23 protein-coding genes and 1 riboswitch are annotated in these 25,223 nt (G+C 62.7%); of the genes, 9 read left to right on the forward strand and 14 right to left on the reverse strand.

The genetic code is table 11. The features are described from left to right. The first annotated feature begins 26 nt into the window (after positions 1–26). Together AC1DUU_RS03355 and fghA are read left to right on the forward strand one after the other, a co-directional pair. Entirely contained in the window at positions 27–674 is a 648-nt protein-coding gene (locus AC1DUU_RS03355; protein ID WP_476781995.1) for a glutathione S-transferase family protein, read from the forward strand. Positions 675–769: 95 nt separating this feature from the next. Beyond that, entirely contained in the window at positions 770–1,603 is an 834-nt protein-coding gene (gene fghA / locus AC1DUU_RS03360; protein ID WP_476781996.1) for an S-formylglutathione hydrolase, read from the forward strand. A 16-nt stretch (positions 1,604–1,619) separates the two neighbouring features. Here fghA and AC1DUU_RS03365 read toward each other — a convergent pair whose 3' ends face one another. The 6 genes from AC1DUU_RS03365 to thiC are packed head-to-tail and all read right to left on the reverse strand — an operon-like array spanning position 1,620 to position 6,725. Next, positions 1,620–2,393, reverse strand: a complete 774-nt coding sequence (locus AC1DUU_RS03365; protein ID WP_476781997.1) for a hydroxymethylpyrimidine/phosphomethylpyrimidine kinase — start codon at positions 2,391–2,393, stop codon at positions 1,620–1,622. Next, the gene (locus tag AC1DUU_RS03370; RefSeq protein WP_476781998.1) at positions 2,363–2,968 is read right to left on the reverse strand and encodes a thiamine phosphate synthase; all 606 of its coding nucleotides are present in this window, start codon (positions 2,966–2,968) and stop codon (positions 2,363–2,365) included. The genes AC1DUU_RS03365 and AC1DUU_RS03370 overlap by 31 nt, the downstream gene beginning before the upstream one ends. Next, the gene (locus AC1DUU_RS03375) at positions 2,965–3,738 is read right to left on the reverse strand and encodes a thiazole synthase (RefSeq protein WP_476781999.1); all 774 of its coding nucleotides are present in this window, start codon (positions 3,736–3,738) and stop codon (positions 2,965–2,967) included. Before AC1DUU_RS03375 ends, AC1DUU_RS03370 begins: the two co-directional genes overlap by 4 nt. A 2-nt stretch (positions 3,739–3,740) precedes the next feature. Then, a complete protein-coding gene (gene thiS, locus AC1DUU_RS03380) occupies positions 3,741–3,938 on the reverse strand; it encodes a sulfur carrier protein ThiS (protein WP_476782000.1) in 198 nt (65 codons plus the stop codon). After that, positions 3,922–4,911 carry a glycine oxidase ThiO gene (gene thiO, locus AC1DUU_RS03385; RefSeq protein ID WP_476782001.1) on the reverse strand — a complete coding sequence of 330 codons (990 nt, stop codon included), beginning with the start codon at positions 4,909–4,911 and terminating at the stop codon, positions 3,922–3,924. The genes thiS and thiO overlap by 17 nt, the downstream gene beginning before the upstream one ends. Then, entirely contained in the window at positions 4,908–6,725 is a 1,818-nt protein-coding gene (gene thiC / locus AC1DUU_RS03390) for a phosphomethylpyrimidine synthase ThiC (RefSeq protein ID WP_476782002.1), read from the reverse strand. The genes thiO and thiC overlap by 4 nt, the downstream gene beginning before the upstream one ends. A 117-nt stretch (positions 6,726–6,842) precedes the next feature. Next, a riboswitch (TPP riboswitch) is annotated at positions 6,843–6,959 on the reverse strand. Positions 6,960–7,145: 186 nt separating this feature from the next. Here thiC and AC1DUU_RS03395 point away from each other — a divergent pair. The 5 genes from AC1DUU_RS03395 (at position 7,146) to AC1DUU_RS03415 (ending at position 13,154) form a co-directional block, all read left to right on the forward strand. Continuing rightward, positions 7,146–8,381 carry a thiamine pyrophosphate-dependent enzyme gene (locus tag AC1DUU_RS03395; protein WP_476782003.1) on the forward strand — a complete coding sequence of 412 codons (1,236 nt, stop codon included), beginning with the start codon at positions 7,146–7,148 and terminating at the stop codon, positions 8,379–8,381. A gap of 3 nt (positions 8,382–8,384) precedes the next feature. Further along, positions 8,385–9,398, forward strand: a complete 1,014-nt coding sequence (locus tag AC1DUU_RS03400) for an alpha-ketoacid dehydrogenase subunit beta (RefSeq protein WP_476782004.1) — start codon at positions 8,385–8,387, stop codon at positions 9,396–9,398. 2 nt (positions 9,399–9,400) lie between these two features. Beyond that, positions 9,401–10,714, forward strand: a complete 1,314-nt coding sequence (locus tag AC1DUU_RS03405; RefSeq protein ID WP_476782005.1) for a dihydrolipoamide acetyltransferase family protein — start codon at positions 9,401–9,403, stop codon at positions 10,712–10,714. A 4-nt stretch (positions 10,715–10,718) separates the two neighbouring features. Further along, positions 10,719–12,116, forward strand: a complete 1,398-nt coding sequence (gene lpdA / locus AC1DUU_RS03410) for a dihydrolipoyl dehydrogenase (RefSeq protein ID WP_476782006.1) — start codon at positions 10,719–10,721, stop codon at positions 12,114–12,116. A gap of 288 nt (positions 12,117–12,404) precedes the next feature. Beyond that, positions 12,405–13,154, forward strand: coding sequence for a F0F1 ATP synthase subunit A (locus tag AC1DUU_RS03415; protein WP_476782007.1), 750 nt, complete (start codon positions 12,405–12,407; stop codon positions 13,152–13,154). 82 nt (positions 13,155–13,236) lie between these two features. Here the strand turns inward: AC1DUU_RS03415 and AC1DUU_RS03420 are convergent, their stop codons facing one another. From AC1DUU_RS03420 to AC1DUU_RS03455, 8 genes are all read right to left on the reverse strand, one after another. Next, complete coding sequence (locus AC1DUU_RS03420; RefSeq protein ID WP_476782008.1) at positions 13,237–14,976, reverse strand: LVIVD repeat-containing protein; 1,740 nt, start codon at positions 14,974–14,976, stop codon at positions 13,237–13,239. Between the two features lie 170 nt (positions 14,977–15,146). Next, entirely contained in the window at positions 15,147–16,943 is a 1,797-nt protein-coding gene (locus AC1DUU_RS03425) for an ABC transporter ATP-binding protein (RefSeq protein WP_476782009.1), read from the reverse strand. A gap of 8 nt (positions 16,944–16,951) precedes the next feature. Continuing rightward, positions 16,952–17,896, reverse strand: coding sequence for an acetamidase/formamidase family protein (locus AC1DUU_RS03430; RefSeq protein WP_476782010.1), 945 nt, complete (start codon positions 17,894–17,896; stop codon positions 16,952–16,954). Next, positions 17,886–19,472 carry an ABC transporter substrate-binding protein gene (locus tag AC1DUU_RS03435; RefSeq protein WP_476782015.1) on the reverse strand — a complete coding sequence of 529 codons (1,587 nt, stop codon included), beginning with the start codon at positions 19,470–19,472 and terminating at the stop codon, positions 17,886–17,888. Before AC1DUU_RS03435 ends, AC1DUU_RS03430 begins: the two co-directional genes overlap by 11 nt. Before the next feature lie 101 nt (positions 19,473–19,573). Then, the gene (locus tag AC1DUU_RS03440; protein WP_476782011.1) at positions 19,574–20,494 is read right to left on the reverse strand and encodes an ABC transporter permease; all 921 of its coding nucleotides are present in this window, start codon (positions 20,492–20,494) and stop codon (positions 19,574–19,576) included. Further along, the gene (locus AC1DUU_RS03445; protein ID WP_476782016.1) at positions 20,491–21,372 is read right to left on the reverse strand and encodes an ABC transporter permease; all 882 of its coding nucleotides are present in this window, start codon (positions 21,370–21,372) and stop codon (positions 20,491–20,493) included. The genes AC1DUU_RS03440 and AC1DUU_RS03445 overlap by 4 nt, the downstream gene beginning before the upstream one ends. Position 21,373: 1 nt before the next feature. Next, on the reverse strand, positions 21,374–21,979 hold the full coding sequence (locus AC1DUU_RS03450) for an ANTAR domain-containing response regulator (RefSeq protein ID WP_476782012.1): 606 nt from the start codon (positions 21,977–21,979) through the stop codon (positions 21,374–21,376). After that, on the reverse strand, positions 21,976–23,082 hold the full coding sequence (locus AC1DUU_RS03455) for a transporter substrate-binding protein (protein WP_476782013.1): 1,107 nt from the start codon (positions 23,080–23,082) through the stop codon (positions 21,976–21,978). The genes AC1DUU_RS03450 and AC1DUU_RS03455 overlap by 4 nt, the downstream gene beginning before the upstream one ends. Before the next feature lie 185 nt (positions 23,083–23,267). On the opposite strand from AC1DUU_RS03455, the gene AC1DUU_RS03460 reads away from it, so the two are divergent. Next, a complete protein-coding gene (locus AC1DUU_RS03460; protein ID WP_476782014.1) occupies positions 23,268–23,528 on the forward strand; it encodes a hypothetical protein in 261 nt (86 codons plus the stop codon). Positions 23,529–24,210: 682 nt separating this feature from the next. After that, the coding region (locus tag AC1DUU_RS03465) for a sulfatase-like hydrolase/transferase (RefSeq protein ID WP_476782017.1) at positions 24,211–25,223 on the forward strand (1,013 nt) is incomplete at its 3' end.

A 25,223-nucleotide genomic window follows, 5' to 3' on the forward strand; every position in this document is an offset into this window, starting at 1 on the left:
GTCCTCGATCTCTAGGAGTTTGCCCAGTGATTACGCTCTATGACTACGAACTGTCGGGCAACTGCTACAAGCTGCGCCTGCTGATGGGCATGCTCGGCGTCGACTACAAGACGGTGCCGATCGACTTCTATCCCGGTCGCGAGCACAAGTCGGAATGGTTCCTCAAGATCAATCCGCTGGGGCAGTTGCCGGTCATTGATGACGACGGCCTCATCCTGCGCGACGCCCAGGCGATCCTTGTCTACCTCGCCTCGAAATATGACGCTTCGGGCACTTGGTATCCGCGCGACAACCCGGCGCTTCTCGGCGAGATCAGCCAGTGGCTGGCATTTGCCGATGGCATCACCTCGACATCGTCTGCCGCGCGCCTGCATGACGCGCTGTTTTACGACTTCGATATTGACGCGGCACGGGCCGGCGCGCATCGGCTGTTCCGCATCTTCGACGAGCATTTGTGGTTCGGCGAGCAGGAGGGGCGCGACTGGATCTGCTCGGCAAGACAGCCGACGGTCGCCGACATTGCCTGCTTCCCCTACATCATGCTGTCGGAAGAAGGCGGTATATCAAGACAGGACTATCCGGCAATCCGCCGCTGGTGCGATCGTGTCAAACGCATCAAGGGTTTTACCGTCATGTCGGGGATATTCCCGGCAGGGCCTGCCAAGGCGGCTTGAATAGTCGCCGACACGTTTCGTTTGGTCCAAGGTTGCGAGTGTCATGCCCGACCGCTATGCCCGGGGCGAGATTGTTTGACGAGAAGGCAGAGCTGATGAAGACCATTTCCACGTCCAAGTCGCATGGCGGTGTCCAGGGCGTTTATTCACATGCTTCCGAGGCCTGCGCCTGCGACATGACCTTTGCCGTCTTCGTGCCGCCGCAAGCCAAGGACGGCCCGGTGCCGGTGCTTTGGTATCTCTCGGGCCTGACCTGCACGCATGCCAATGTCATGGACAAGGGCGAGTATCGGCGCCTAGCGGCCGAACTCGGCCTGATCGTGGTCTGCCCCGACACCAGCCCGCGCGGCGAAGGCATTCCGGACGAGAAGGACAACTGGCAGTTCGGCTCAGGCGCCGGCTTCTACGTCGACGCGACGCAGGAGCCGTTCGCCAAGAATTACCGCATGTATTCCTATGTCACCGAGGAGCTGCCTGTATTGATCGCGGCCAACTTCCCCGCCGACATGTCGCGCCAGGCGATCTTTGGCCATTCGATGGGCGGCCATGGCGCGCTGACCATCGCGTTAAAGAACCCCGAGCGCTTCAAGAGCTGCTCGGCTTTCGCGCCGATCGCCCAGCCCAGCACGGCAGGCTGGTCGAAGCCGGCGCTGGAGAAATATCTTGGCACCGAGGAAAAATCCTGGCGCGCCTATGACACGACGCTGCTGATCGAGGACGGCAAGCGTTTCCCGGAATTCCTGGTCGACCAGGGTTCGGCCGACGGTTTTCTGCAGGAAGGCCTGCGGCCATGGCTGCTCGACGAAGCTTGCAAGAAGGCGGGCATCGGGCTCACTTTGCGCATGCAGTATGGCTACGACCACTCCTACAACTTCATCTCGACGTTCATGGATGATCACCTGAGGTGGCACGCTGCGCGGCTTGGCTGAGGGCCGAAAGTCGCTCTCACGGCTTTGACGCAAGCAGCTTGGCGAAGACATGGCGCTTCGCCTTGCTGATGCTGATCTCCAGCGTTTCATATTGTGCCAGATGTGCCGATATCGCGCTTGCGAGCATGCAGCCGGTGCCGCGCATGGCGACCGCGATGCGCGACGCGTCGAACCGGATGGGCTCCCGTCCCCGCAAGAACAGCAGGTCGGTGGCTGCCGCTCCCGTTGCGTGGCCGCCCTTGACGAGAATAGCCAGTGCGCCCGCGTCGAACAGTTTTTCGGCTTGCCTGACGATGTCGTTTTCACCCGTGGCGAGGGAGAGGCCGCTGAGCAGCGCCAGTTCGGGCAGGTTGGGTGTAACCAGCGTGCAAAGCGGAAACAGTTTGCGCTTGAGCGTGTTGACGGCGTCTTCGTCGAGTAACTGACGTCCCGAGGTCGAGGCGAGCACGGGGTCGAGCACGACGGGCACCGGCAGGTTGCTCGCCAGTACCGAGGCGACGGCATCTATGGTCGCCGCCGTTCCTAGCATGCCGATCTTGACCGCCGCGACGGGGTTCGCGGCGAAGGCCGCGCGCATTTGGTCGGCCACGAGGTCGGACGGCATCTGTTCGACCCGCTCAACGGCATCATGCGTCTGGACCGTCACGGCGGTGAGGGCGACACAGCTACGCAGGCCGAAGGCCGATACGGTCTCGACATCGCGGACGAGTCCGGCGCCACCGCTCGAATCCGAGCCGGCAACGATGAGCACATGCGGGGTCATCGCCATGCGGCCGTCGCGGCCAGCCATTCGCGTGTCCGCCCTTCGGGATCGGCATTGCGGGTGATGTCGGTAACCACCGCAGCGCTGTCGGCGCCCTGCGCGAAGACGCCTGGGATGCGCTCGATGTTGAGGCCGCCGATGGCGACCAGCGGCAGGTCGCCAACGCGGCGCTTCCACTTGGCAATGGGGTCGAGGCCCTGTGGCGCCCATTTCATGGCTTTCAGGATGGTCGGATAAATCGGTCCGAGCGCGATATAGTCGGGTTCGACTGCGAGCGCTGTTTCGAGCTCGGCGGGATCGTGCGTGCTGAGGCCGAGCTTCAGTCCGGCCTTGCGGATCGCCTTGAGGTCGGCGTCGGCAAGGTCCTCCTGGCCGAGATGGACAAAATCACAAGCTTCCTCGATGGCCTTTTCCCAGTAGTCGTTGACGATCAACTGGCAGCCATGGCGCTCGCAGACTGCTTTCGAGGTGCGGATTTCGCGGCGCAGTTCGGGCGCGCCCATATCCTTGATGCGCAACTGAACCAACTTGACGCCTGATGGCACCAGCCGCTCGATCCAGGCGGCGGAATCGACGATGAGATAGAACGGGTCGAGCTTCATGAGAATGCTGCCATGCCGATGACGGGAGTGGAAGGAACGGCCATGTCGCGCGGTTCGAGCGGGCCTGCGAGAAATGCCTCATGGCCAGCTTGGACCGCCTTGCCAAAGGCTGCGGCCATGGCGACGGGATCGCCTGACTTGGCGACGGCGGTGTTGAGCAGCACGGCGTCGTAACCCAGCTCCATGACGGCTGCCGCATGTGACGGTCGGCCGATGCCGGCGTCGACGATCAGCGGCAGGTTGGGAAAGTGTCCGCGCAGGCTGCGCAGCGCATCAAGATTTTGCGGGCCACGAGCGGAGCCGATCGGCGCGCACCATGGCATCAAAAGCTTGCAGCCGGCATCGACAAGGCGTTCGGCGACGACCAGATCGTCGGTCGTGTAGGGGAAGATTTCGAAGCCATCCGACGCGAGAATCTTCGCTGCTTCGACGAGGCCGAACACGTCTGGCTGCAGCGTGTCGTGGTTGCCGATGACCTCGAGCTTGATCCAGTTGGTGGCGAACACTTCGCGCGCCATTTTTGCCGTCGTCACTGCTTCCTTGACCGAATGACAGCCGGCGGTGTTGGGCAGGACGCGCACGCCGAGCGACTGGATCAGCGACCAGAATTTCTGGCCCGCCCGTCCGCCCGAAGTCTCGCGACGCAGCGAAACGGTCACAATGTCGGTTCGCGAGGCTTTCACCGCATCGGCCATCACAGCGGGCGAGGGGTAGAGTGCCGTGCCGAGCAAGAGGCGCGATGAGACTTCAGTGTCGTAGAGCTTCAGCATGATCAGCCACCCTTCATCGGAGAGAGAATTTCGATGCGGTCGCCTTCGGAGAGTCCGCAACCGTTGCGCTCTTGTGCCGGCACGACCTCGCCGTTGAGCGCGGTGGCGAGCCAGCCACCCTCGTAGTCGAGTTCGGCCAGCAGCGCGGCGAGGGTTGCGGCGGCCACCTCGTGGTTTTCGCCGTTAATGATGAGCTTCATCGACAAGCTCCTTGCTGGCTTGGTGACCGAGCATGATGTCGGCCGCCTGCCGGGCCATGGCAGGCGAGAGCAAGAAGCCGTGGCGATAGAGGCCGTTGATGCTGAGCCTGTTGCCGTCATGCTCGATGCGCGGAAGATTGTCCGGATATGCCGGGCGGACACCGACGCACGCCTCGACGATCTCAGCTTCGCCGAAGGCCGGGTGCAGCGCATAGGCGGCGTTGAGCAGTTCCATCATCGAACGTGCGGTGATCGGGCCGGCGGCATCGCTTTCGATCATCGTTGCGCCGACCATGAAATGATTATTGGCGCGCGGCACGATGTAGACCGGGATGCGCGGATGCAGCAGGCGCACAGGCCGGGACAGCGAGACGTCCGTGGTGCGCAGCAACAGCATTTCGCCGCGCACGCCGCGAAGCTCTGGGTGCTTCGCCGCCATACCGGTACAATCGACCTCGAGGTCTACGGTGCCAGGCGTCTGCGTCGCACCGTAGCCGAACGCGAAATGCACGCCCATCCGGGTCAGCTTTTCCTTGAGGCCGAGCAATGCTTGGCGCGGATCGAGATGCGCTTCCTCTGCAAAGAACAGCCCACGCGAAAACCGACCTGCCAAGTCTGGTTCGAGCGCAGCGATGGCATCGCCGTCGACTAAGACATGGCCAGAGGTTCGACTGCTAAAACGGTCGAGTTCGGCGGTGTCACGCGCCGGCGCCAGCACTAGCGTACCGTTGCGCACGACATGGCCAGGCAGGGCGGCGTCCCACCAGTCCGCCGCCTGCCTGCCCAAGGTCAGTACGGTTACTTCGGCGCTCTCGCGCTCGCACCATGGCGCCAGCATGCCGCCGGCTTGCCATGAGGCATTGCCGGCGATCTGACGTCGCTGCTCGACGACCGTGACGCTTGTACCGCGCGACGCCAGCTCATGGGCGAGCGTCAGGCCGGTGACGCCCGCGCCGCGGATGAGCACCTTCATGGCTGGCCTGCTGCCTCCGTTCCTTCGACCGCCATATAGAGGTCGCCGCCATCGCGGAATTTCTCCGCCATCGCCGCCATGCCGGCGGCGCGCGCCTCGTTGCGGATGTCGTGCGAAATCCGCATCGAGCAGAATTTCGGCCCGCACATCGAGCAGAAATGCGCCACCTTGTGTGCTTCCTTGGGCAAGGTCGCATCGTGGAAGGATCGGGCCGTGTCGGGGTCGAGCGACAGGTTGAACTGGTCTTCCCAGCGGAACTCGAAGCGTGCCCGCGACAGCGCGTCGTCCCTGACCTTGGACGCAGGATGACCCTTGGCGAGATCGGCGGCATGGGCCGCGATCTTGTAGGTGATGACGCCGACCTTGACGTCGTCGCGGTCGGGCAGGCCGAGATGCTCCTTGGGGGTGACGTAGCAAAGCATGGCCGTGCCGAACCAGCCGATCATCGCCGCACCTATGCCCGAGGTGATGTGGTCGTAGCCGGGCGCGATGTCGGTGGTCAAAGGCCCAAGCGTGTAGAAGGGGGCTTCGCCGCAGACTTCCAACTGCTTGTCCATGTTTTCCTTGATCTTGTGCATCGGCACATGGCCGGGGCCTTCGATCATCACCTGGCAGTCCTTGGCCCAGGCGATCTGGGTCAGCTCGCCAAGCGTTTCCAGTTCGGCGAACTGGGCTGCGTCGTTGGCGTCGGCAATCGAGCCGGGGCGCAGGCCGTCACCGAGCGAGAAGGCGACGTCATAGGTGCGGCAGATGTCGCAGATTTCCTCGAAATGCTCGTAGAGGAAGCTTTCCTTGTGGTGATGCAGGCACCACTTGGCCATGATTGAGCCGCCGCGCGAGACGATGCCGGTGACCCGGTCGACGGTCAGATGGATATAGGGCAGCCGCACGCCGGCATGGATGGTGAAATAGTCGACGCCCTGTTCGGCCTGCTCGATCAGCGTGTCGCGGTAGATTTCCCAGGTCAGGTCCTCGGCAACGCCGCTGACCTTTTCCAGCGCCTGGTAGAGCGGCACAGTGCCGATCGGCACCGGTGAATTGCGGATGATCCAGTCGCGGATGTTGTGGATGTTGCGGCCCGTCGACAGGTCCATCACCGTGTCGGCGCCCCAGCGGATCGACCACACCATCTTTTCGACCTCTTCGGCCATCGACGAGGTCACAGCCGAGTTGCCGATATTGGCGTTGATCTTGACCAGGAAATTGCGGCCGATGATCATCGGCTCGCTCTCTGGATGGTTGATGTTGGAGGGGATGATCGCCCTTCCACGCGCAACTTCTTCGCGGACGAATTCAGGTGTGACGAAGTCGGGAATGACAGCGCCAAAGCTCTCGCCGTCGCGCTTCATCTTCTCGCGCAACTGCTCGCGGCCGAGGTTTTCGCGGATGGCGACGAACTCCATCTCCGGCGTGATGATGCCGGCGCGGGCATAGGCAATCTGGGTGACTGCGCGTCCGCCGGTGGCGCGCAGCGGCTTGTTGCGGACAGGGAACTCCGGCGTCAGCCTTTCGCCCGAGACAAAGCCGTTGTCCTCGGCTTTCACGGTGCGGCCGTCGTAACGTTCGACGTCGCCGCGGGCGACGATCCAATCCTCGCGCAGCCTGGCCAGGCCGCCCTCGATATTGGTTGTCACAGTCGCGTCGGTGTAGGGACCCGACGAATCATAGACCGTGACGGGCGGCTCCATGGCGGTCGGGTGCACCGAGATTTCGCGCATCGGCACGCGGATGCCGGGGTGGATGAGACCTGGTTTGTGGACCTTTTTCGAGGCGGGCAGTGCGCCTGTTGTGACGGTCGGGGTCAGGGCATTCATGGTGAGCCTCCTTGCTCTGATGCAACGGAGACCCAGTTCGTGCGATGAGGAGGAGGTGAGACCTTGCCTGAGGGACTTCGAGCGTTTGCTCGAATGCCGATGCCGGAAGAAGCCGACCCGCGAAGCCTCGCACCGTCCCTACGCCAGTGTGAACTGGATCAGGTTCAACGGGTCACTGCGCTGCGCGAGCTAGCAGTATCTCAGCCCCTTGTCGGGACCCCCCTGGTGAGCCTTAAGGATGAGCGCGGAACGGGCCTTCTGTCAACCGGGCTTTCGATATTGTCGCGACAATGCCAAACTCACCGCGGACGGCCATTGCGGTTTTCAAAGCGTTGGGATAATAGGTCAGCGTTACTGACATAAATTGTCTGCCGCGCAGGGAGGACCAGTTGGCCTGCGCGCGAGACAGGAGGAACATCCGTGACGGACAATCCCTCGCCACTCAAGTTCCACGTGCCCGAGCCCGAGGTTCGGCCGGGCGGGACGCCCGACTTTTCCAACGTGCCGATTCCCAAGGCCGGATCGGTCATGCGACCGGAGGTTGATGTCGATCCGCGCAACATCCGTGATCTCGCTTATTCGATCATCCGGGTGCTTAACCGCGAAGGTGATGCTGTCGGGCCCTGGGCCGGCACGCTGACCGACGAGGAACAGCTCGAAGGCCTGCGCCACATGGTGACGCTGCGTACTTTCGATGCGCGCATGCAGATGGCGCAACGCCAGGGCAAGACCTCGTTTTACATGCAGCATATGGGCGAGGAGGCGGTGAGCTGCGCCTTCCGCAAGGCGCTCAATCCCGGCGACATGAACTTCCCGACCTACCGCCAGGCCGGCCTGCTGATCGCGGGCGGCTACCCGATGGTCGAGATGATGAACCAGATCTATTCAAACGAGCGTGACCCGCTGAAGGGCCGTCAGCTGCCGGTGATGTATGCCTCGAAGGAGCACGGCTTCTTTTCGATCTCGGGCAATTTGACGACGCAGTACATCCAGGCCGTCGGCTGGGCGATGGCCTCGGCGATCAAGGGTGACACCAAGATCGCAGTCGGCTGGGTCGGCGACGGTGCGACGGCGGAAAGCGATTTCCACGCAGCGCTCGTCTTCGCATCGACCTACAAGGCACCCGTCGTGCTCAACATCGTCAACAACCAGTGGGCGATCTCGACCTTCCAGGGCATCGCCCGCGGCGGCTCCGGCACCTTTGCCGCGCGCGGCCTTGGTTTCGGCATTGCGGCGCTGCGCGTCGACGGCAACGACTATCTCGCCGTCCATGCCGTGGCCAAATGGGCGACCGAACGCGCGCGGCGCAACCTCGGCCCGACGCTTGTCGAATATGTCACCTACCGTGTCGGCGCGCACTCGACCTCCGACGATCCGTCCGCCTATCGGCCCAAGACCGAGTCCGACGCCTGGCCGCTCGGCGACCCGGTGATCAGGCTCAAGAACCATCTGATCAAGCGCGGTCTGTGGTCGGACGAGCGCCACAAGCAGGCCGAGGCTGAGATCCTCGAAACCGTCATATCAGCGCAGAAGGAAGCGGAAAGCCACGGCACCTTGCATGCCGGCGGTAAGCCGTCGACACGCGACATGTTCGAGGGTGTCTATGCCGAGATGCCGCCGCATCTCAGGCGCCAGCGCCAGAAGGCGGGGGTATAAGCCATGCCGCGCATGACAATGATCGAAGCCATCCGCAGCGCCATGGACGTTGCCATGGGGCGCGATGACGATGTCGTGGTCTTCGGCGAGGACGTCGGCTATTTCGGCGGTGTTTTCCGCTGCACGCAAGGCCTCCAGCAGAAATACGGTCGTTCGCGTTGTTTCGACGCGCCGATCAGCGAATTGGGCATTGTCGGTGCCGCCATCGGCATGGCCGCCTACGGGCTCAAGCCATGCGTCGAGGTGCAGTTCGCCGACTACGTCTATCCAGCATATGACCAGATCGTTTCGGAAGCGGCACGATTGCGCTACCGATCCAATGGCGAGTTCACCTGTCCGATCGTCGTGCGCATGCCGACCGGCGGCGGCATCTTTGGCGGACAAACCCACAGCCAGAGCCCCGAGGCGCTTTTCACCCACGTTTCAGGTCTCAAGGTGGTGGTTCCGTCCAATCCGCTCGATGCCAAGGGCCTGCTGATCGCTTCCATCGAAGATCCGGATCCGGTGATCTTTCTGGAGCCGAAACGATTATACAACGGCCCCTTCGACGGCCATCACGACCGGCCGGTCACGGCATGGTCGAAGCACGAACTGGGCGAGGTGCCCGATGGGCACTACACCACGCCACTCGGCAGGGCGGAGATCCGCCGGCCGGGCTCTGATGTGACTGTGCTGGCCTATGGCACCATGGTCTATGTCGCCCAGGCGGCTGCCGAGGAAACCGGCATCGACGCCGAGGTCATCGACTTGCGCACGCTGTTGCCGCTCGATCTCGACACCATAGTCGCCTCGGTCAAGAAGACCCGCCGCTGCGTCATCGTCCATGAAGCGACATTGACCTCCGGCTTCGGTGCCGAACTTGCAGCGCTTGTGCAGGAGCACTGCTTCTACCACCTCGAAGCGCCGATCGCGCGCGTCACCGGCTGGGATACGCCTTATCCGCATGCGCAGGAGTGGGACTATTTCCCCGGTCCGAAGCGTGTCGGGCAGGCGCTGATTGAAACGATGGAGGCCTGAGCATGGGCGAACATGTCATCAAGCTTCCCGACGTCGGCGAAGGCGTGGCCGAAGCCGAGCTGGTCGAATGGCACGTCAAGGTCGGCGACCTTGTCCGCGAGGACGCAGTGCTTGCTGCCGTCATGACCGACAAGGCGACGGTCGAGATCCCGTCGCCGGTCGATGGCGAGATCAGCTGGCTTGGCGCCGAAATCGGCGACACCGTCGCTGTCGGCTCGCCGATCGTGCGGATCAAGGTGGCCGGCGATGCGCCAGCTGACACGGCGCCTGCCAAAGCACCCGCTCCGGCCGAGCGCGAGGGCAAGGATGTTGCGCCAACTGTCGCCGCGGAAACCGCTTCTGAGCCGGCTAAGAAAGTCGAATCAACACCCGCTGTGAAGGCTCCCACACCGGCCGCTGCACTCAAGCCAATGCCGCAAGCGACCGTTGGCCTGCCCCGACCGGAAGGCGAACGGCCCATTGCTTCGCCCGCTGTCCGCCTGCGCGCCAAGGAAGCCGGCATCGATCTGCGTCAGGTCCCAGGAACTGGTCCCGCTGGCCGGGTCACGCATGAAGACCTCGACGCTTTCGCCTCGCGCGGCGCACAGCCGGCAGCAACTGGCTTGGAGGCCAAGACCGGGGTCGAGGAGATCAAGATCGTCGGCCTGCGCCGCCGCATCGCCGAGAAGATGTCGCTGGCCAAGTCGCGCATTCCCCACATCACCTATGTCGAGGAAATCGACGTCACGGCACTGGAGGAACTGCGTACCAAGCTCAACGCGTCGAAAAAGCCGGACAGGCCGAAGCTGACGCTGTTGCCATTCCTGATGCGGGCGCTGGTCAAGGCGGTTGCCGAGCAACCGCAGCTCAATGCGCTGTTCGACGACGATGCCGGCGTCGTCATGCGCCATGCCGGCGTGCATATCGGCATGGCCGCGCAGACGCCGGGCGGGCTCGTTGTTCCCGTGATCAAGCATGCCGAAGCGCGCGACCTGTGGGACTGCGCCGCCGAGGTCAATCGCCTTGCCGATGCCGCCAAGGCAGGCACGGCGACGCGAGAGGAACTGACCGGCTCGACCATCACCATCACCTCGCTGGGCGCGATGGGCGGCGTCGCCACCACGCCTGTCATCAACTACCCAGAGGTGGCGATCGTCGGCGTCAACAAGATCATGGTGCGGCCGATGTGGGACGGCACCCAGTTCATACCGCGCAAGATGATGAACATCTCCTCCAGCTTCGACCATCGCGTCATCGACGGCTGGGACGCGGCGGTCTTCGTCCAGCGCATCAAGGCGCTGCTCGAAGCGCCGGCAATGATCTTCATGGAAGGCTGAGGCGATGAAGGAAATTTCCTGCAAGCTTCTCATCATCGGCGCCGGCCCCGGCGGCTACATCTGCGCCATCCGCGCCGGCCAGCTCGGCATCGACACGGTGATCGTCGAAGCGGCCAAGCCGGGCGGCACCTGCCTCAATGTCGGCTGCATCCCCTCCAAGGCGATGATCCATGCAGCGGATGAGTATCTCAAGGTCTCCGAGATGGCTGGAGGCACCAGTCCGTTCGGCATCAGCGTATCGGCGCCGGTGCTCGACCTTGCCAAGACCGTCGCCTGGAAGGATCGTATCGTTGGCCGCTTGACCAGCGGCGTGGCTGGGCTGCTCAAGAAGGCCAGGGTCAAGTCGGTGCAGGGCTGGGCGCGCTTTCGTGACGGCAAGACCGTCGAGGTCGACACCGAGACCGGCTTGCAGGTGATCCGCGCTGAAATCATCGTCATTGCCACCGGTTCCGCGCCGGTCGAACTGCCGTTCCTGCCCTTCGGTGGGCAGGTGATTTCGTCAACCGAGGCTCTGGCACTCAAGCACGTGCCGGCTGAGCTTGCCGTTGTCGGCGGTGGCTATATCGGGCTGGAGCTCGGCACTGCCTTTGCCAAGCTGGGCTCAAAGGTGACCGTCGTGGAAGCCTTGCCGCGCATCCTGCCGCAATATGACGCCGAACTGACGCGGCCCGTCGCCAAGCGCCTGGAAGCGCTCGGCGTCAAGGTGATGACGGGTGCAAAGGCCAAGGGGCTCAGCGCCAAGGGCGATGCGCTTCTGGTCGAGGCAGCCGATGGCAGCGAGCAGAAGATCGCGGCCGACAAGGTGCTTGTCACCGTGGGCCGCAAGCCGCTTGTCGAAGGCTGGGGGCTGGAGGAGATCGACCTCGATCGCGACGGCCGTTTCATCCGCATCGACGAACAGTGCCGCACCTCGATGCGCGGCATCTACGCTATCGGCGACGTCACCGGCGAGCCGATGCTGGCGCACCGTGCCATGGCGCAGGGCGAAATGGTCGCCGAGATCGTCGCTGGCCACAAAAGAAGCTGGGACAAGCGCTCGATCCCCGCTGTCTGCTTCACCGATCCAGAGATCGTCACTGCAGGCTTGTCGCCCGACGAAGCAAAAAACCTCGGTATCGAGATCAAGTCATCGCAGTTCCCGTTTTCGGCCAATGGCCGGGCGATGACGCTGGCGAGCGAGGACGGCTTCGTGCGCATCGTTGCGCGCGCTGACAACCATCTGGTGCTCGGTATCCAGGCGGTCGGCGCTGGCGTTTCGGAGCTGTCAGCGGCCTTCAGCCTGGCCATCGAGATGGGCGCACGGCTGGAGGATATCGCCGGCACCATCCATGCCCATCCAACTCAGAGCGAGGCTTTCCTTGAGGCCTCTTTGCGCACGCTTGGCCATGCGCTGCATATCTAATCTGTGACGCGGCCCTGCGCCGCGTCACCTCGTGCCTTGCCGTGGCGTGCCGCTTAGGCTAACAAGCCCACGCACTGGACGACCAGTGCCTTGAACGCTCGGGGACGGCCCCATCCAAAAGATGGCGCCAATAATTGCTACCCCGACCGAAACTCATCTCAAAAATCGCGAAAAAGCTGCGGAACCGCTTTTGGCGGACCGTAGGCACGCTTGGTCAATTTTGGCTTCCGGATATGGCTCCGGTGCGCGCGCTTTCGCATCAGCAATCGAACCGACCGGAGAGGCACTGTGGCCGGACCAATAGAACAATTTGAAATCAAGCCGATTTTCACCCTCTTCGAGTTTGCGGGGCAGGAATTCGCTTTCACCAACTCCGCCGCTTATATGGTGGGGGCAGTGGTGTTCGGCGGGTTGTTCCTCATGCTTTCGACGAGCGGTCGAGCGCTGGTGCCCTCCCGCCTGCAGTCGATCACCGAACTGATCTACGAGTTCGTGTCAAAGACGCTGCGCGACAATGCGGGCGAGAGCGGCATGAAGTTCTTTCCGCTCGTCTTTTCGCTGTTTGTCTTCATCCTGATCGCCAATCTCGCGGGCTTGTTCCCCTACGCGTTCACGGTCACCAGCCACATCATCGTGACCTTCGCTTTCGCCATGCTGGTGTTCGGTACGGTCACGATCTACGGCATCTGGAAGAACGGCCTCGGCTTTTTCCGCCTGTTCATGCCCTCCGGTGTGCCGCTGCTCTTGTCGCCGATCATCGTGCCGATCGAGATCGTCTCCTATATCTCGCGCCCGATCAGCCATTCGGTGCGTCTGTTCGCCGTCATGCTCGCCGGCCACATCACGCTCAAGGTCTTCGCCGGTTTCGTGGTCAGCCTCGGCAGCATGGGAACCCTCGGCATCTTCGCCGCCATCCTGCCGCTGACGATGACGGTCGCGCTCACCGGGCTCGAACTTCTGATGGCGGTGATCCAGGCCTACATCTTCACCATGCTGACCTGCATGTATCTGAACGACGCGCTGCACCCCGGCCATTGATCAGGCACAAGTCACTTGAAAACAAAAACCCCGGCGTAAAGCCGGGGTTGATGGATTGGCGGCTGTCGGCCGATCTCGATTCTCAGTCGCGCGGCGGCCAGACCTTGTCGCTCATGCCCATCTTGGGTTCGCCCAGCAGCGGTGTCTTCAGCGCATAGACGCCGTCGATCGCAAACAGCCAGATGATATTGCGGTCATATTCGGTGAACACCGCAAAGCTCGCATTGTCGTAAGTGTAATCCGGCATCTCCTTGTCTGTCGGGAAACGCGGAACGAAATAGCCGGCGATCTTGGGATCGGCGGGGTTCTTGACGTCGAAGAGCTGCAGACCGGCATTGTAGAAGGCATATGGCGCGAGCCCGTCGCGGCCATGGCCCGGCTGGTGCGTGGTGCCCGAGCGCTTCGGCCCAAAACTGCCCTTGCGCTGGCAGAAATCGGTGAAGTTCGCGTCCTTGGGCGGTGTCGGCCGCGGCAAGGTCGCCACGATCTCCGGCTTGGCCGGATCCTTGGCGTTGATCACCAGCACATCCTTGTAGGGCTCGTAGCAGTTCGAGTTCATCGGATAGCCGTTGGCGAAGACATAACCGGTGCGGGCGTACTGGGAGGTGTCGACATTGTCGAACTCGGTGCCTGCGAAGCTCGGCGCAATGCCGACATGCCCCTTCATCTCAGGGTTGTCGGGGTTGGTCAGGTCGAAGGTGTAAAGGCCAAGCCCGCCCATGGCGCCGAAGGCGATCTTGCCGCCCTTTTCCACCGGCGTCGGCAGGAATGGCGGCATGCGCGAGCCCATCCACGAGGTGCGGTTGCCGGCGCGCGGGTTCATCAGGTAGGCGTTCTCGCTCGCCTTGTCGCCGACCACCTGGCCCGGCACCTTGACCTGGCTGACGAACACCGGATTGGCCGGGTCCGACATGTCCCAAACCTGGTAGCCCGGCGAGTGCAGATAGTCGGGGTATTCAGTCAGCGCGTAGGAATCGTCGGGTGCGGCCGACAGATACATGTATTTGCCGCCGAACCATGCGGGTGCGTCGAGCGAGCCCGAGCCCTGCTGCTGGCCGATCGGCGCGTCCGGGTTCTTGGTGTCGGTGGTGCGGGTCGCGATCAGTTTCCAGTCGCTCGGCAGCGGGCCGTTCATCTCATAGACCTTGAAGCCCTTTAGTGAATTGTATTTGCGCAGCGATTCGACGATGTCGGGCTGGGTGCGCTTGTTGTCGAGAATGCCGAAGCGGCCGATTTCGTAGGAAGCGACGACGACATTCTTCTGGAGCTTCTCGCTCCAGGCCATGGTGATGCCGCCGAAATAGTCCTGGACCGTCTTGGCGTCCCAATCCTCGCTGGAGCCTTCCGGCCCCCACACGCCGCCCTTGGAATAGACGACAGTAGCCTTGGCCGCGTCGGTGATGTCGAGCACGCGCATGTAGTCACGATCGTGCACATACATGTAGCGCTTGCCGTTAAAGTCGGCGACATCAGGCCAGGCGTGCCAGGGCGAGCTGACATGCGGATAAAACGCGATCTCCTCGACATTTTGGCTGTAGGTCTTGTCGTCCCAACCTTCCAGCTGGCCGGGGAAATTGGGCGCTTCGCCCAAGGGCGTGGCGCGGGGTGCCACGAACGTGCCGGTGGCCGCGTCCATGCCAAAATCCTTGCCCGGTACGGGTGCTGGCGGCGCCTTGTCGTAGGTCAGGTCATGCCACTGCTTGAGATAGGGATCGGTGATGTTGATCTCGGTCGGCACCTTGGATTCCCAGTCTTCGGCGGCAGCCATGCCGACCGCCAGCGCCAGGAATGAGCAGCTGATCGCAATCATCTTAGGTGTCATGATGTCTTGCCCTCCCGATTGACGCTATTTGGCTGCCGGCCCGCGTTCCTCGCATCGGGCCGATGGCAGCTTGGTCAGTTGAGGGAAGTTCGGTCAGTCAGAGAAGTGAATTCTTCGCATCCAGATATGATGATCTGGCATAGCAGGTGGCGTTGGCATGGCACCGCCCGTCACGCATCCGATGCCGCAACCAGATGGCCGCCGCCGACGTCCTCGAGCACAAGCTTCCTTGGCTCGTCGCCGAGTTTGCGAACCGGGCTTGGGATTTCCCTGTCCATGCGTGCGAAACGAACACGACGCTGCACCGGGTCGGGAATCGGCACGGCCTCGATCAGCCGCTTTGTATAGGGGTGACGCGGATTGGCAAAAATCTGGTCGCGCGTGCCCATCTCGACGATCTGGCCGAGATACATCACCGCGACTCGGTCGGAGATGTTTTCCACCACCGCCATGTCATGCGAGATGAACAAATAGGCGACGCCGAATTCGCGTTGCAGTTCCTTCAGCAATTCCAGCACGCGCGCCTGAACCGACACGTCGAGCGCCGAGACGCTCTCGTCGGCGATGATCAGCTTCGGCCGCAGCGCCAAGGCGCGGGCGATGCAGATACGCTGGCGCTGGCCGCCGGAAAACTCGTGCGGGTAGCGTTCCATCTGGTCAGCTGACAGGCCCACGCGCTCGAACAGGGCAGCGACGCGCTCGCTTCGCTCCTTTGGTGTGCCGATGTTGTGGATCAGGAGCGGCTCGGCGACGAGATCGCCAACGCGCATGCGCGGATCGAGCGAGGCGTAAGGGTCCTGGAAGATCATCTGGACGTCGCGGCGCACCGCCTTGCGCTCGTGTCGGCCAAGGCCGGACAAATTGCGCCCGCCGATCGAAAGTTCGCCGCTGTAAGGCACCAGGCCGGCAAGGGCCTTCGCCGTCGTCGACTTGCCGCAGCCGGATTCGCCGACCAGCGACAGCGTCTCGTTGGGTGCGATGGAGAAGTTTATGCCTTCAACAGCATGCACCCTACGGTTGACCCGGCCGAAGAAGCCGCCATGCAGGTCGAAACGTACATGCAGATCGCGCGCCACGGCGACCGCCGCCGGATTTGTCTGCTCGGTCTTGTCGCGGGAGCCATGGCGCGCGGCGCCAGTGCCCATGCGCGGCACGGCGGCGAGAAGGTCGCGGGTATAGTCGACTTCGGGCCGCTCGAAGATGTCGGCGACCTTGCCCTGCTCGACCATGCGCCCGTTGCGCATGATGATGACGCGGTCGGCCATCTCGGCGACGACGCCCATGTCGTGGGTGATGAGGATGATGCTGGTGCCATGCTGGCGCTGCAGGTCGCGCAGAAGTTCGAGCACCTCGCCCTGCACGGTGACGTCGAGCGCTGTGGTCGGCTCGTCGGCGATCAGCACGTCTGGCTTCAGCGCCAGCGCCATGGCGATCATGACGCGCTGGCGCATGCCGCCGGAGAGCTCGTGCGGATATTGCTTGAGCCGGCTTTCGGCTTCGGGAATGCGCACGGCTGTAAGCGCTTCGATCGCGAGCTTGCGCGATTCCGCACGCGAAAAACCGGTATGGGTCTCGATGGCCTCGACCAGCTGCCGCCCGATCGAAAGCACCGGATTGAGCGAGGTCATCGGCTCCTGGAAGATCATGGCGACGCGATTGCCGCGGATGCGGCGCATGCGGCCTTCATCAAGCGTTGCGAGATCGGTGTCGCCAAGCCTGATCGAACCGGCGGAAATCCTGGCTGCCGGCTGCGGCAGCAGCGCCATGATGGCCAGCGACGTCATCGACTTGCCGGAGCCGGATTCGCCGGCGATGCAAAGGGTTTCGCCGCGCGCCAACGAGAATGTGAGGTCCGAGACGACCGGCCGCTCGCCGTCTTCGCCGCGCACCGAGACGGTCAGCCCGGTGACATCGAGCACCGGCTTGCCAGCGACCGGGGCGGCAGCCCCGGCGCTTTTGTTGTCCACCACTGCGGTCATTCGAACACGCAGCGCGGGAAGTAGAACGACACCACCCAGTTTGGCATGTCGACGATCTCGCTGATGCGGAGATCGCCGCACACTGACACCAGCATGTAGGCGTCGACCGGATCAAGCTGGTAGCGCGCCGACAGCAGGTCGACCATCTGGGCGACGGCTTCCTTGGCGCCCGTCATCAGGTCAGACCCGATGCCGGTGGTCACTTCGTAGCCCTTGGAATCGAGGTGACGCGTCACTGGGCCCGGCGTGGTGAAGCGCGGCATCTTCAGCCGCGCGTCCTTGACCAGATCGAGCGTCAAAACGACGTTCATCGGGCTTTCGATCGCCGTGCCGCAGACCTCGCCGTCGCCTTGGGCGGCATGGGTGTCGCCGACCGAAAACAGCGCGCCTGCAACCTCGACCGGCAGATAGAGCACTGTTCCAGCCGCCAGATCGCGGATGTCGAGATTGCCGCCGACGCGCCGTGGCGGCACCACCGAATGGTGGCCGTTTTCGGCGGGTGCATTGCCGATGGTGCCGGCAAACGGCTTGAGCGGCACGCGGCCGTTCTTGCCGAACAGCGCCGGCTCGAGCGAGGTCGCGTCGTATTTCCAGATGGTCAGCGCCGGGTCCTTGAAGTCGTCGGCGAGCAGGCCGAAGCCTGGAATGTTCGCCGTCCAGCCGAAGCCGGACGGTTTGAACGCATCGATCGTCACCTTGAGCGCATCGCCAGGCTCAGCGCCCTCGACATAGATCGGACCCGTCACCGGGTTGATCTGGCCGAAGTCGAGCTTGGCGATGTCGCCGACGGTGCTGTCGGCCTTGAGCTGGCCACCCGACGAATCCAGGCATTCGAATTCGATCGTCGAGCCGGGCGCCACCCGCTCGGCTGGGGCAAACGAGTTGTCCCAGCCGAAGTGATGGTGGCGTCCGTGGATGGTGTAGTTGCAGTTATTGCACATCGTTTACATACACATAGTCGTAGTTGATCGGGATATGGACCGGGTCGACGTAGAGCTTGTCGTCGCCACCCATGCGCGGCGACTTCATGGTGAAGCGCTGCTCGTTGAACACCGGCGCCCAAGGCGCGTCCGCCATGACCTTGGCGTAGATGTCGCTCCACATCTTGTTGCGCTCTTCGGCCTTGGCAGGATCGACGATCGAGTCGGCGGCAGCCGCCTTTTCGTCGAGGTCCTTGTTGCAGTACCACGACCAGTTCCAGCCGCCCTGTACCGCGCCACCGCAGCCGAGGATCGGACCGTAGAAGTTGGACGGATCGGGGAAGTCGGCGATCCAGGCCATGCCGCCAGACCAGATCATCGGAGCGCCGTCCTTTTCGCCACCGGCGGCAATCACGTTTGCCTGGGCGAGCGACTGGATCGAGGCCTTGATGCCGATCGCCGACAGATCCTGCTGGATCGCCTGGGCGATACGCGGGTTGGGATCGGTGTTCATGACGAACAGCTCGGTTTCAAAGCCGTCGGGATGGCCGGCCTCGCCGAGCAGTGCCTTGGCCTTCTCGATGTCAAAGGCGTAGCCCTTGAAGTCCTTGTCGTAGCCCGGCATCGACGGCGGCAGCGGCTGGTTGGCCGGCACCGCACGGTTGTTGATCAGCTTGACGATGCGATCCTTGTTGATCGCCATGTTGACCGCCTGACGAACCTTGACGTTGTCGAACGGCGCGATCTGCGTGTTCATTGTGACGTAGCCGGTCTGCAACTGGCCGCCTTCGACGACGCGGGCCTTCTGCTCGGGATCGGCCATCACTTCCTGGAACTTGGCAGGCGGAATGCCGTCGCCGGGAACGTCAACCTCGCCGTTCTGCAGACGCAGCAGGGCGACGATCGGCTCCTGGCCGATCTCGAAGGTGATCTTGTCGATATAGGGCAGGCCCTTGTGCCAGTAGTCGGCGTTGCGCTCGAAGACCAGGCGCTGGCCGAGCGTCCACTCGGCCATCTTGTAGGCGCCGGTGCCAACCGGATGCTTGCCGAAATCGGCGCCGTATTTCTCGACCTCTTCCTTGGGCACGACATGGCTGAAGTTGATCGCCATGACATGCAGGAAGGTGGCGTCGGGCCGCGACAGCTCGATCTTGACGGTCGAGGGGTCGACAACGGTCACGCCGGAGAGGCTTTCCGACTTGCCGCCTGCGAAATCTTCATAGCCGTTGATCGAGGCAAAGAAGCCGGCGCCTGGGCTCTGGGTCTTGGGGTTGGTGACGCGGTCGAGCGAGTACTTCACGTCCTCGGCCGTCATCTCGCGGCCGTTGTGGAACTTGACGCCCTTGCGCAGCTTGAAGGTGAAGGTCTTGCCGTCGGGCGAGATCTCGTAGCTTTCGGCGAGCTCGGGACGAAGCTTGGTCGTGCCCGGCTCATAGTCCATCAGGCCGTCGAACAGGCTCTTGATCATCGACCAGTTCTGCCAGTCATAGCCGATTGCCGGGTCGAGCGTCGCGACATCGTCCTTGTAGGTGATCGTGATGGCGCCGCCCTGCTTGGCTTTCGGGTCGAGCGTTTCCTGCGCCGTGGCCGAAGCCATGCCGAGCGCCAGCGCGAGCGCTGAAGTGGCGACTGTCGTTGTGAGCCAATGTTTCATGCGAGGTTCCCTTTTTGGTTTGCAGTCTTTTGGTTGGCCTTGGATCAGCGCAGCTTGATGCGCGGGTCGATGAACGGGGCGACAATGTCGGCAAGCAAATTGCCCAGAACGATGGCGCAGGCAGACACCAGCGTGACGCCCATGATGATCGGGATGTCGACGCGCTGGATCGCCTGCCAGGCGAGCTGGCCGATGCCTGGCCAGCCGAACACGCTTTCGACCACCACGATGCCGCCCATGAACAGGCCGATGTCGATGCCGATCATGGCGACGACGGGCAGGATGGCGTTGGGCAATGCGTGACCGAACAGCACGGCGCGCTGGGCAAGGCCCTTGGCACGCGCCGTGCGGATGTAGTCCTGGCGCAGCACGTCGATCATCGACGAGCGCATCATGCGCGAATACCAGCCAGCACCGAGGATGCCGAGCGTCAGCGACGGCAGCACCATATGCCGCCAGGTGCCGTAGCCGCCGATCGGAAACCAGCCGAGCTTGACGGCGAAGACGTAGAGCAAAAGCAGGCCGACGACGAATTGCGGCGCCGACACGCCGATGAACGAGCCGACCATCAGCGCCTGGTCGGTGGCCGTGCCGCGCTTGACCGCGGCGACAAGGCCCATGGTCAGTCCGATGACCAGCTCGCACAAGATGGCGCCGACCATCAAAAGCAGGCTTGCCGGCAGGCGCGCGACGATCAGTTCGCTGACTTGCGAGCGCTGGATGTAGGAGCGCCCGAGATCGCCACTCAGCAGGTTGGTCAGATAGCGCCAGTATTGAATGGCGAAAGGCTGGTCGAGACCGAGCTGCTGGCGGATGCTCTCGACAGTCTGCGGTGTCGCGCTGCGGCCGGCGATCTGGCGCACCGGATCTGCGGGCAAAAGATACAGCAAGGCAAAGGTGATCAGCGACACGCCAAGCAGGATGAGCGCTGCCTGGATGAGGCGGCGGGTGAGGTAAGCGATCATGCCCGGCCCCTTTGGGTGGGGTCGAGAATATCGCGCAGCGCGTCGCCGACCAGGTTGAAGGCGAGAGCCAGCGCCAGGATCGCCGCACCTGGAAAAAACACCAGCCAAGGTGCCGCCTGGAAATAGGTCTGGTTTTCGAAGATGATGTTGCCCCACGATGCGGCGGGCGGCTGCACGCCGATACCGAGATAAGACAGCGTGGCCTCCAGCAGCACCGTGGTCGAAATACCGAGCGTGCCCCAGACGATGATCGTCGGCAAAAGATGCGGCAGGATGTGGCGAAACAGGATGCGCGGTGTGCTCGCGCCGATCGTGCGCTCGGCATCGATGAATTCGCGTTCAGCGAGCGAGCTTGTTTCGGTGAAGATGATGCGCGCTGTCTGCACCCAGTTGACCAGCGCGATCACCATGGCGACGATCCACAGGCTGGGCTGGAACACCGCGGCAAGGCAGATGGCGAGCAGCAGGGCCGGAAACGCCATCATCAGGTCGGTGAAGCGCATCAGTGCCGCTCCGATGAAGCCACGGAAATAGCCGGCGGTGATGCCGACGAGCGTGCCGATCAGCAGTGCCGTGCCATTGGCGACGATGCCGATGATGAGCGAGGTGCGCGCGCCATAGAGCACGCGGGTGAGCAGGTCGCGGCCGAGAAGATCGGTTCCCAACCAGAAAGTGGCGCTGGGCGGCAAAGGCGCGCCCTCGAGCGTCAGCCCGTCGAAAAGCTGTTCGTTGGGATCATAGCCGGTGAGATAGGGTGCAAACAGCGCGCCCAGGACGGTGAGGGCGATAATCACCAGCCCGGTCATGGCCAATGGCCTTTTGAGAAGGCGGCTCCAGACACCGGCGCGGCGTTTCGCCGGCAATGCGATTGCCGGCATCTCAGGCGCGATGGGACTGGTCAACGCCGCCCTCCTTTTCCGTCATGGCGACGACGCGCCGGGCAGCTTCTTCGAGGCTGACCTGCCAGTTCATGGCGAGCGAGCGCAATTGCGCGTAGGCGCGTTCGTCGTCGCTGCCCTGGCTGATCAATGCAGTGACCGCGCGCACGATGGTCTGGCGCTCCGCCACCCGCGCCTGCAGCGTCGCGATCTCGTCGGCCAATTGCCGGCGTGCGGCAAAGCTCTGGCGGGCAATGAGCAGCGCACTGTAGACGCCGGAATTACCGACCGGCTTCAGCAATTGCGCATCGGCCTTTTGTGACAATGCCCATTCGATGCGGCCAGGCGCTTCCGAGCCGATCAGCGCGATGGTCGGCATGGGGGCTGCGCCGCGCGTCCACGGAAATTGCTGGTCGAAGCCAAGGTCGACGTCGAAGAACACGAAATCCGCGGCCAGCGCTTCCGCCGGCAGCTCGGGCCAGCAATTGATGGCCTGAAGGCCGATGGCTACGAGCTGTCGTGTGATCGCGCTGACGGTTGCATGCGGACGGTGCAGCACGAACGCCTTGGCGCCACCGAGATTGGGGATATGCGCGTTTCGGCTCATGACACGACCTTGAGCCGCGGGCGGCCGAATGTTTCGGTCCGGTCGTAGCGCGAAAGATAGGGGTCAGGCGCCATGCGCTCGATGTGGCTGACGCGTTCGAAGCCCAGGCCCGCGATACGGCCAATCTCGACGGGCAGCGTTGCATGCTGGGTCTGTGGGTCGATGGCGATCTCGCCGAACGGTGTCTGGTACCGGTTCGTCGCAAAAAGTGCGGGCAGTTCCGCGAAGCTGGCTTTCGGGTTGGCCGAAAGGACCTTTGCCAACACTTTGACCGAGGCGTAGGCCGACGCTTCGAAGGAGGAGACTGGCGCGTCGCCGAGAGCAGTCTTTTCATTGCGGAAGTAGGGGCCGACAGAAAGATGGCCTCTGCCTGCTTCGTCGATCGCCGGCAGCTCGCATTCGGTGAGGTTGCACGACAGGATCGGGCAGTTTTCCGGCCCGAAATGGGGATCGTTGCGCGCCAGCTCGGCATAAGCGGCAAAGAAGGCGTAGGATGAGGTTCCGATCAAATTGTTGAGGATGAAGGCCGGCCGCGTCGCCCTGATCTCGTCGATCAGCCGCGCGACATCGGTTTCGCCGATCGGCAAATAGCGCTCGCCGAGCACCTTGCCGCCGGCGTCTGCGATGAGGTCGCGGGCGACGCGGTTGGTTTCCCAACCCCAGATGTAGTTGGAACCAAGCAGGAAGCCATCGGTGCCGAAGCGCGGCACGATATGTGCCAGCAGCGGCACCAGATGCTGGTTCGGGCACGCATGCATGTAGACCACATGCTCGTTTGCCTCGAAACCTTCATGAGGGCAGGCATACCAAAGTGCTGCGCCGGCCTTCTCCAGGACGGGGATGACTTCCTTGCGGCTCCAGGAGGTGACGCACCCAATGACGTGCCGCGCGCTGCTGTGGCGCAGGATCTCATCGCAAAGCGGCGCATAGCGGTCGATATTGCCGCCCGGGTCGCGCTCGACGGCCGTAAGCTCGATTGTGCTTGCTGGATCGGCGTTGATGTCGGCGATGGCGCGCATGACGCCGGCATAACAAGCGTCGGCGACGAGCCGGTAGCTGCCCGAGCGCGAATACAGCACGCCGATTTCGATGCGCGACTTCAAAGAATTTCCCCCCAAAAGCAAAAAATGCCCCGCAGCCGCCGCCGCAAGGCGAGGCACACGAGGCATGTTTGCCGTCCGGCTATCGAGACCGGTATTTCCCTCAGGGTAACCTGAACTGCTCGGCAGTCAAGGGTGAAAGAATGATGATGGGTCTAGAAACAATGTGACCTCCGGAGAGCACAAGTTTGGGTAACCGCGCCGACATCAAGGAGGACATCAAGGAGAATGAGGCGACCCATGCCTTTGAGCGCCGCATGAAAGAGCAGCGCGGGATCGAGACCGGTCCAGCGATCGCGCCGGCTGAATACACGCCCGGGCTCTACCTGAAGTACCTTCCCACCGAGGAGGCCGAGCAGCCGCCGCGCTCGATCACACGACAATTGTTGTCGATCGTGTTTTGGAGCGGCGTGGCCTGGGCATCCTTGAGCCTAGCGAGTCAGATTTAGCGCGCTCGGCAATTCGCTCGCGGATGGTCTCGCCTTACCAGATTGCACCGTTGTCTGGCTTTCTTATTGGGAACCTGATTGACCTAACGACGTTAAATCGAGCGGAGCCGAATGGGCTAGACTAGGTCTACACCTTCCCGTCAGCAGACCCCCCGCAAGGGTTGGTCAGTCCGTGAGGCGTGTTCTTTGATCCTTCTCTGGCACGCTTCAAAATGGGGGGCCTGTCGGCGCGCGAACCGGCAGGCCTTCGAAACATGTGCCAGACTCCTATACCTGATTACGTCTGCTTTCGGACGTTCGTTATTCGCAGATCGCCTTGTTTCGCTCCCGATCTCGCACGTTCGCGATCAATCGATGGTTGAGCAAGCGACCACCCCCCAAAAGCGGCGTCGGGACTGAGCGCGAATAAGATTGACGTTACGTCATCTAGGTTGCACAGTCCCGTCGCACATCTGACGCTTCAAAATCGGTCGCATGCAAGGGGAATGGAGTCTTTGACTGCCCCGATCCGCATTCGCGCGTCGGGCGAACATTTCACCCAACCTTTCGCTCGTTCTTAGGGAGCCTGAGCCGTACCGGCCGAGGCTGCCGCTGACAGAGAAGGATATGTGATATGAAAGCAGCAGCAACCTGTGTTGCAGCGGCAACGGCCATTGCCGCCGCTCTTCTAAGCACCACCTCGATGGTCCAGGCGCAGGAGCAAACCAAGCCCAACATCCTGTTCATCATGGGCGACGACATCGGCTGGATGCAGCCGAGCATCTACCATCAGGGACTGATGGTCGGCGAAACACCCAACATCGATCGCATCGGCAAAGAAGGTGCGAAATTCATGACCTACTATGCCGAGCAGAGCTGCACGGCTGGTCGTACCGCCTTCATCACCGGCATGCAGCCGGTGCGCGTCGGCATGGTCCTGCCGGAAATTCCCGGAAGCCCATCCTATCTGCGGGCCGGCACGCCTCACCTCGCCAGGTTCTTGAATGATCTCGGCTACTCGACAGGCGAGTTCGGCAAGAACCATCTCGGAGATACCACCGAATCCCTGCCGACGGCACACGGGTTCCAGGAATTCTGGGGCTATCTCTATCACCTCGACGCCATGCAAGGCGTGAGCTTCCCCGATATCAACAAGACCCCAACCGAGCAGGGGATCGCGCCACCTTGCAAGAACACGCCGATCCCCGGCTTAACGGAAAACCCGGCAGCCGTGGACCCGAAGACCACGACCTGCCTGACGCCGCCGCGTCCGATGCTCGCCTGCACATCCTCCGACGGGTCGCCGGCCAACCAGACATGCAAGGATCAGGGGCCACTGACGCTTGAGCGCTCCAAGACGATTGACGAGGAGATTTCAGGCAAAGTCATTGACTTCCTCGACAGGAACGATCCGGAAAAGACCAAGAAGCCGTTCTTTGTCTGGTACAATCCGGCGCGCATGCACATCACGACGGTGTTGCCTGACAAATATCTGAACATGATCGGCGAGCCCGGCGGCAAGGACTGGGGCATGAACGAAGCCGGCATGAAGCAGATGGACGACAATATCGGCTACGTGTTGAAGAAGCTTGAGGAGATGGGCGAACTCGACAATACCATCGTCGTCTTCACCACCGACAACGGAGCCGAGACGATCACCTTCCCAGATGGCGGCACTACCCCCTTCAAGGGTGGCAAGCTCAGCACCTGGGAGGG

It is taken from the genome of Aminobacter sp. P4_H6_2, assembly GCF_056400805.1.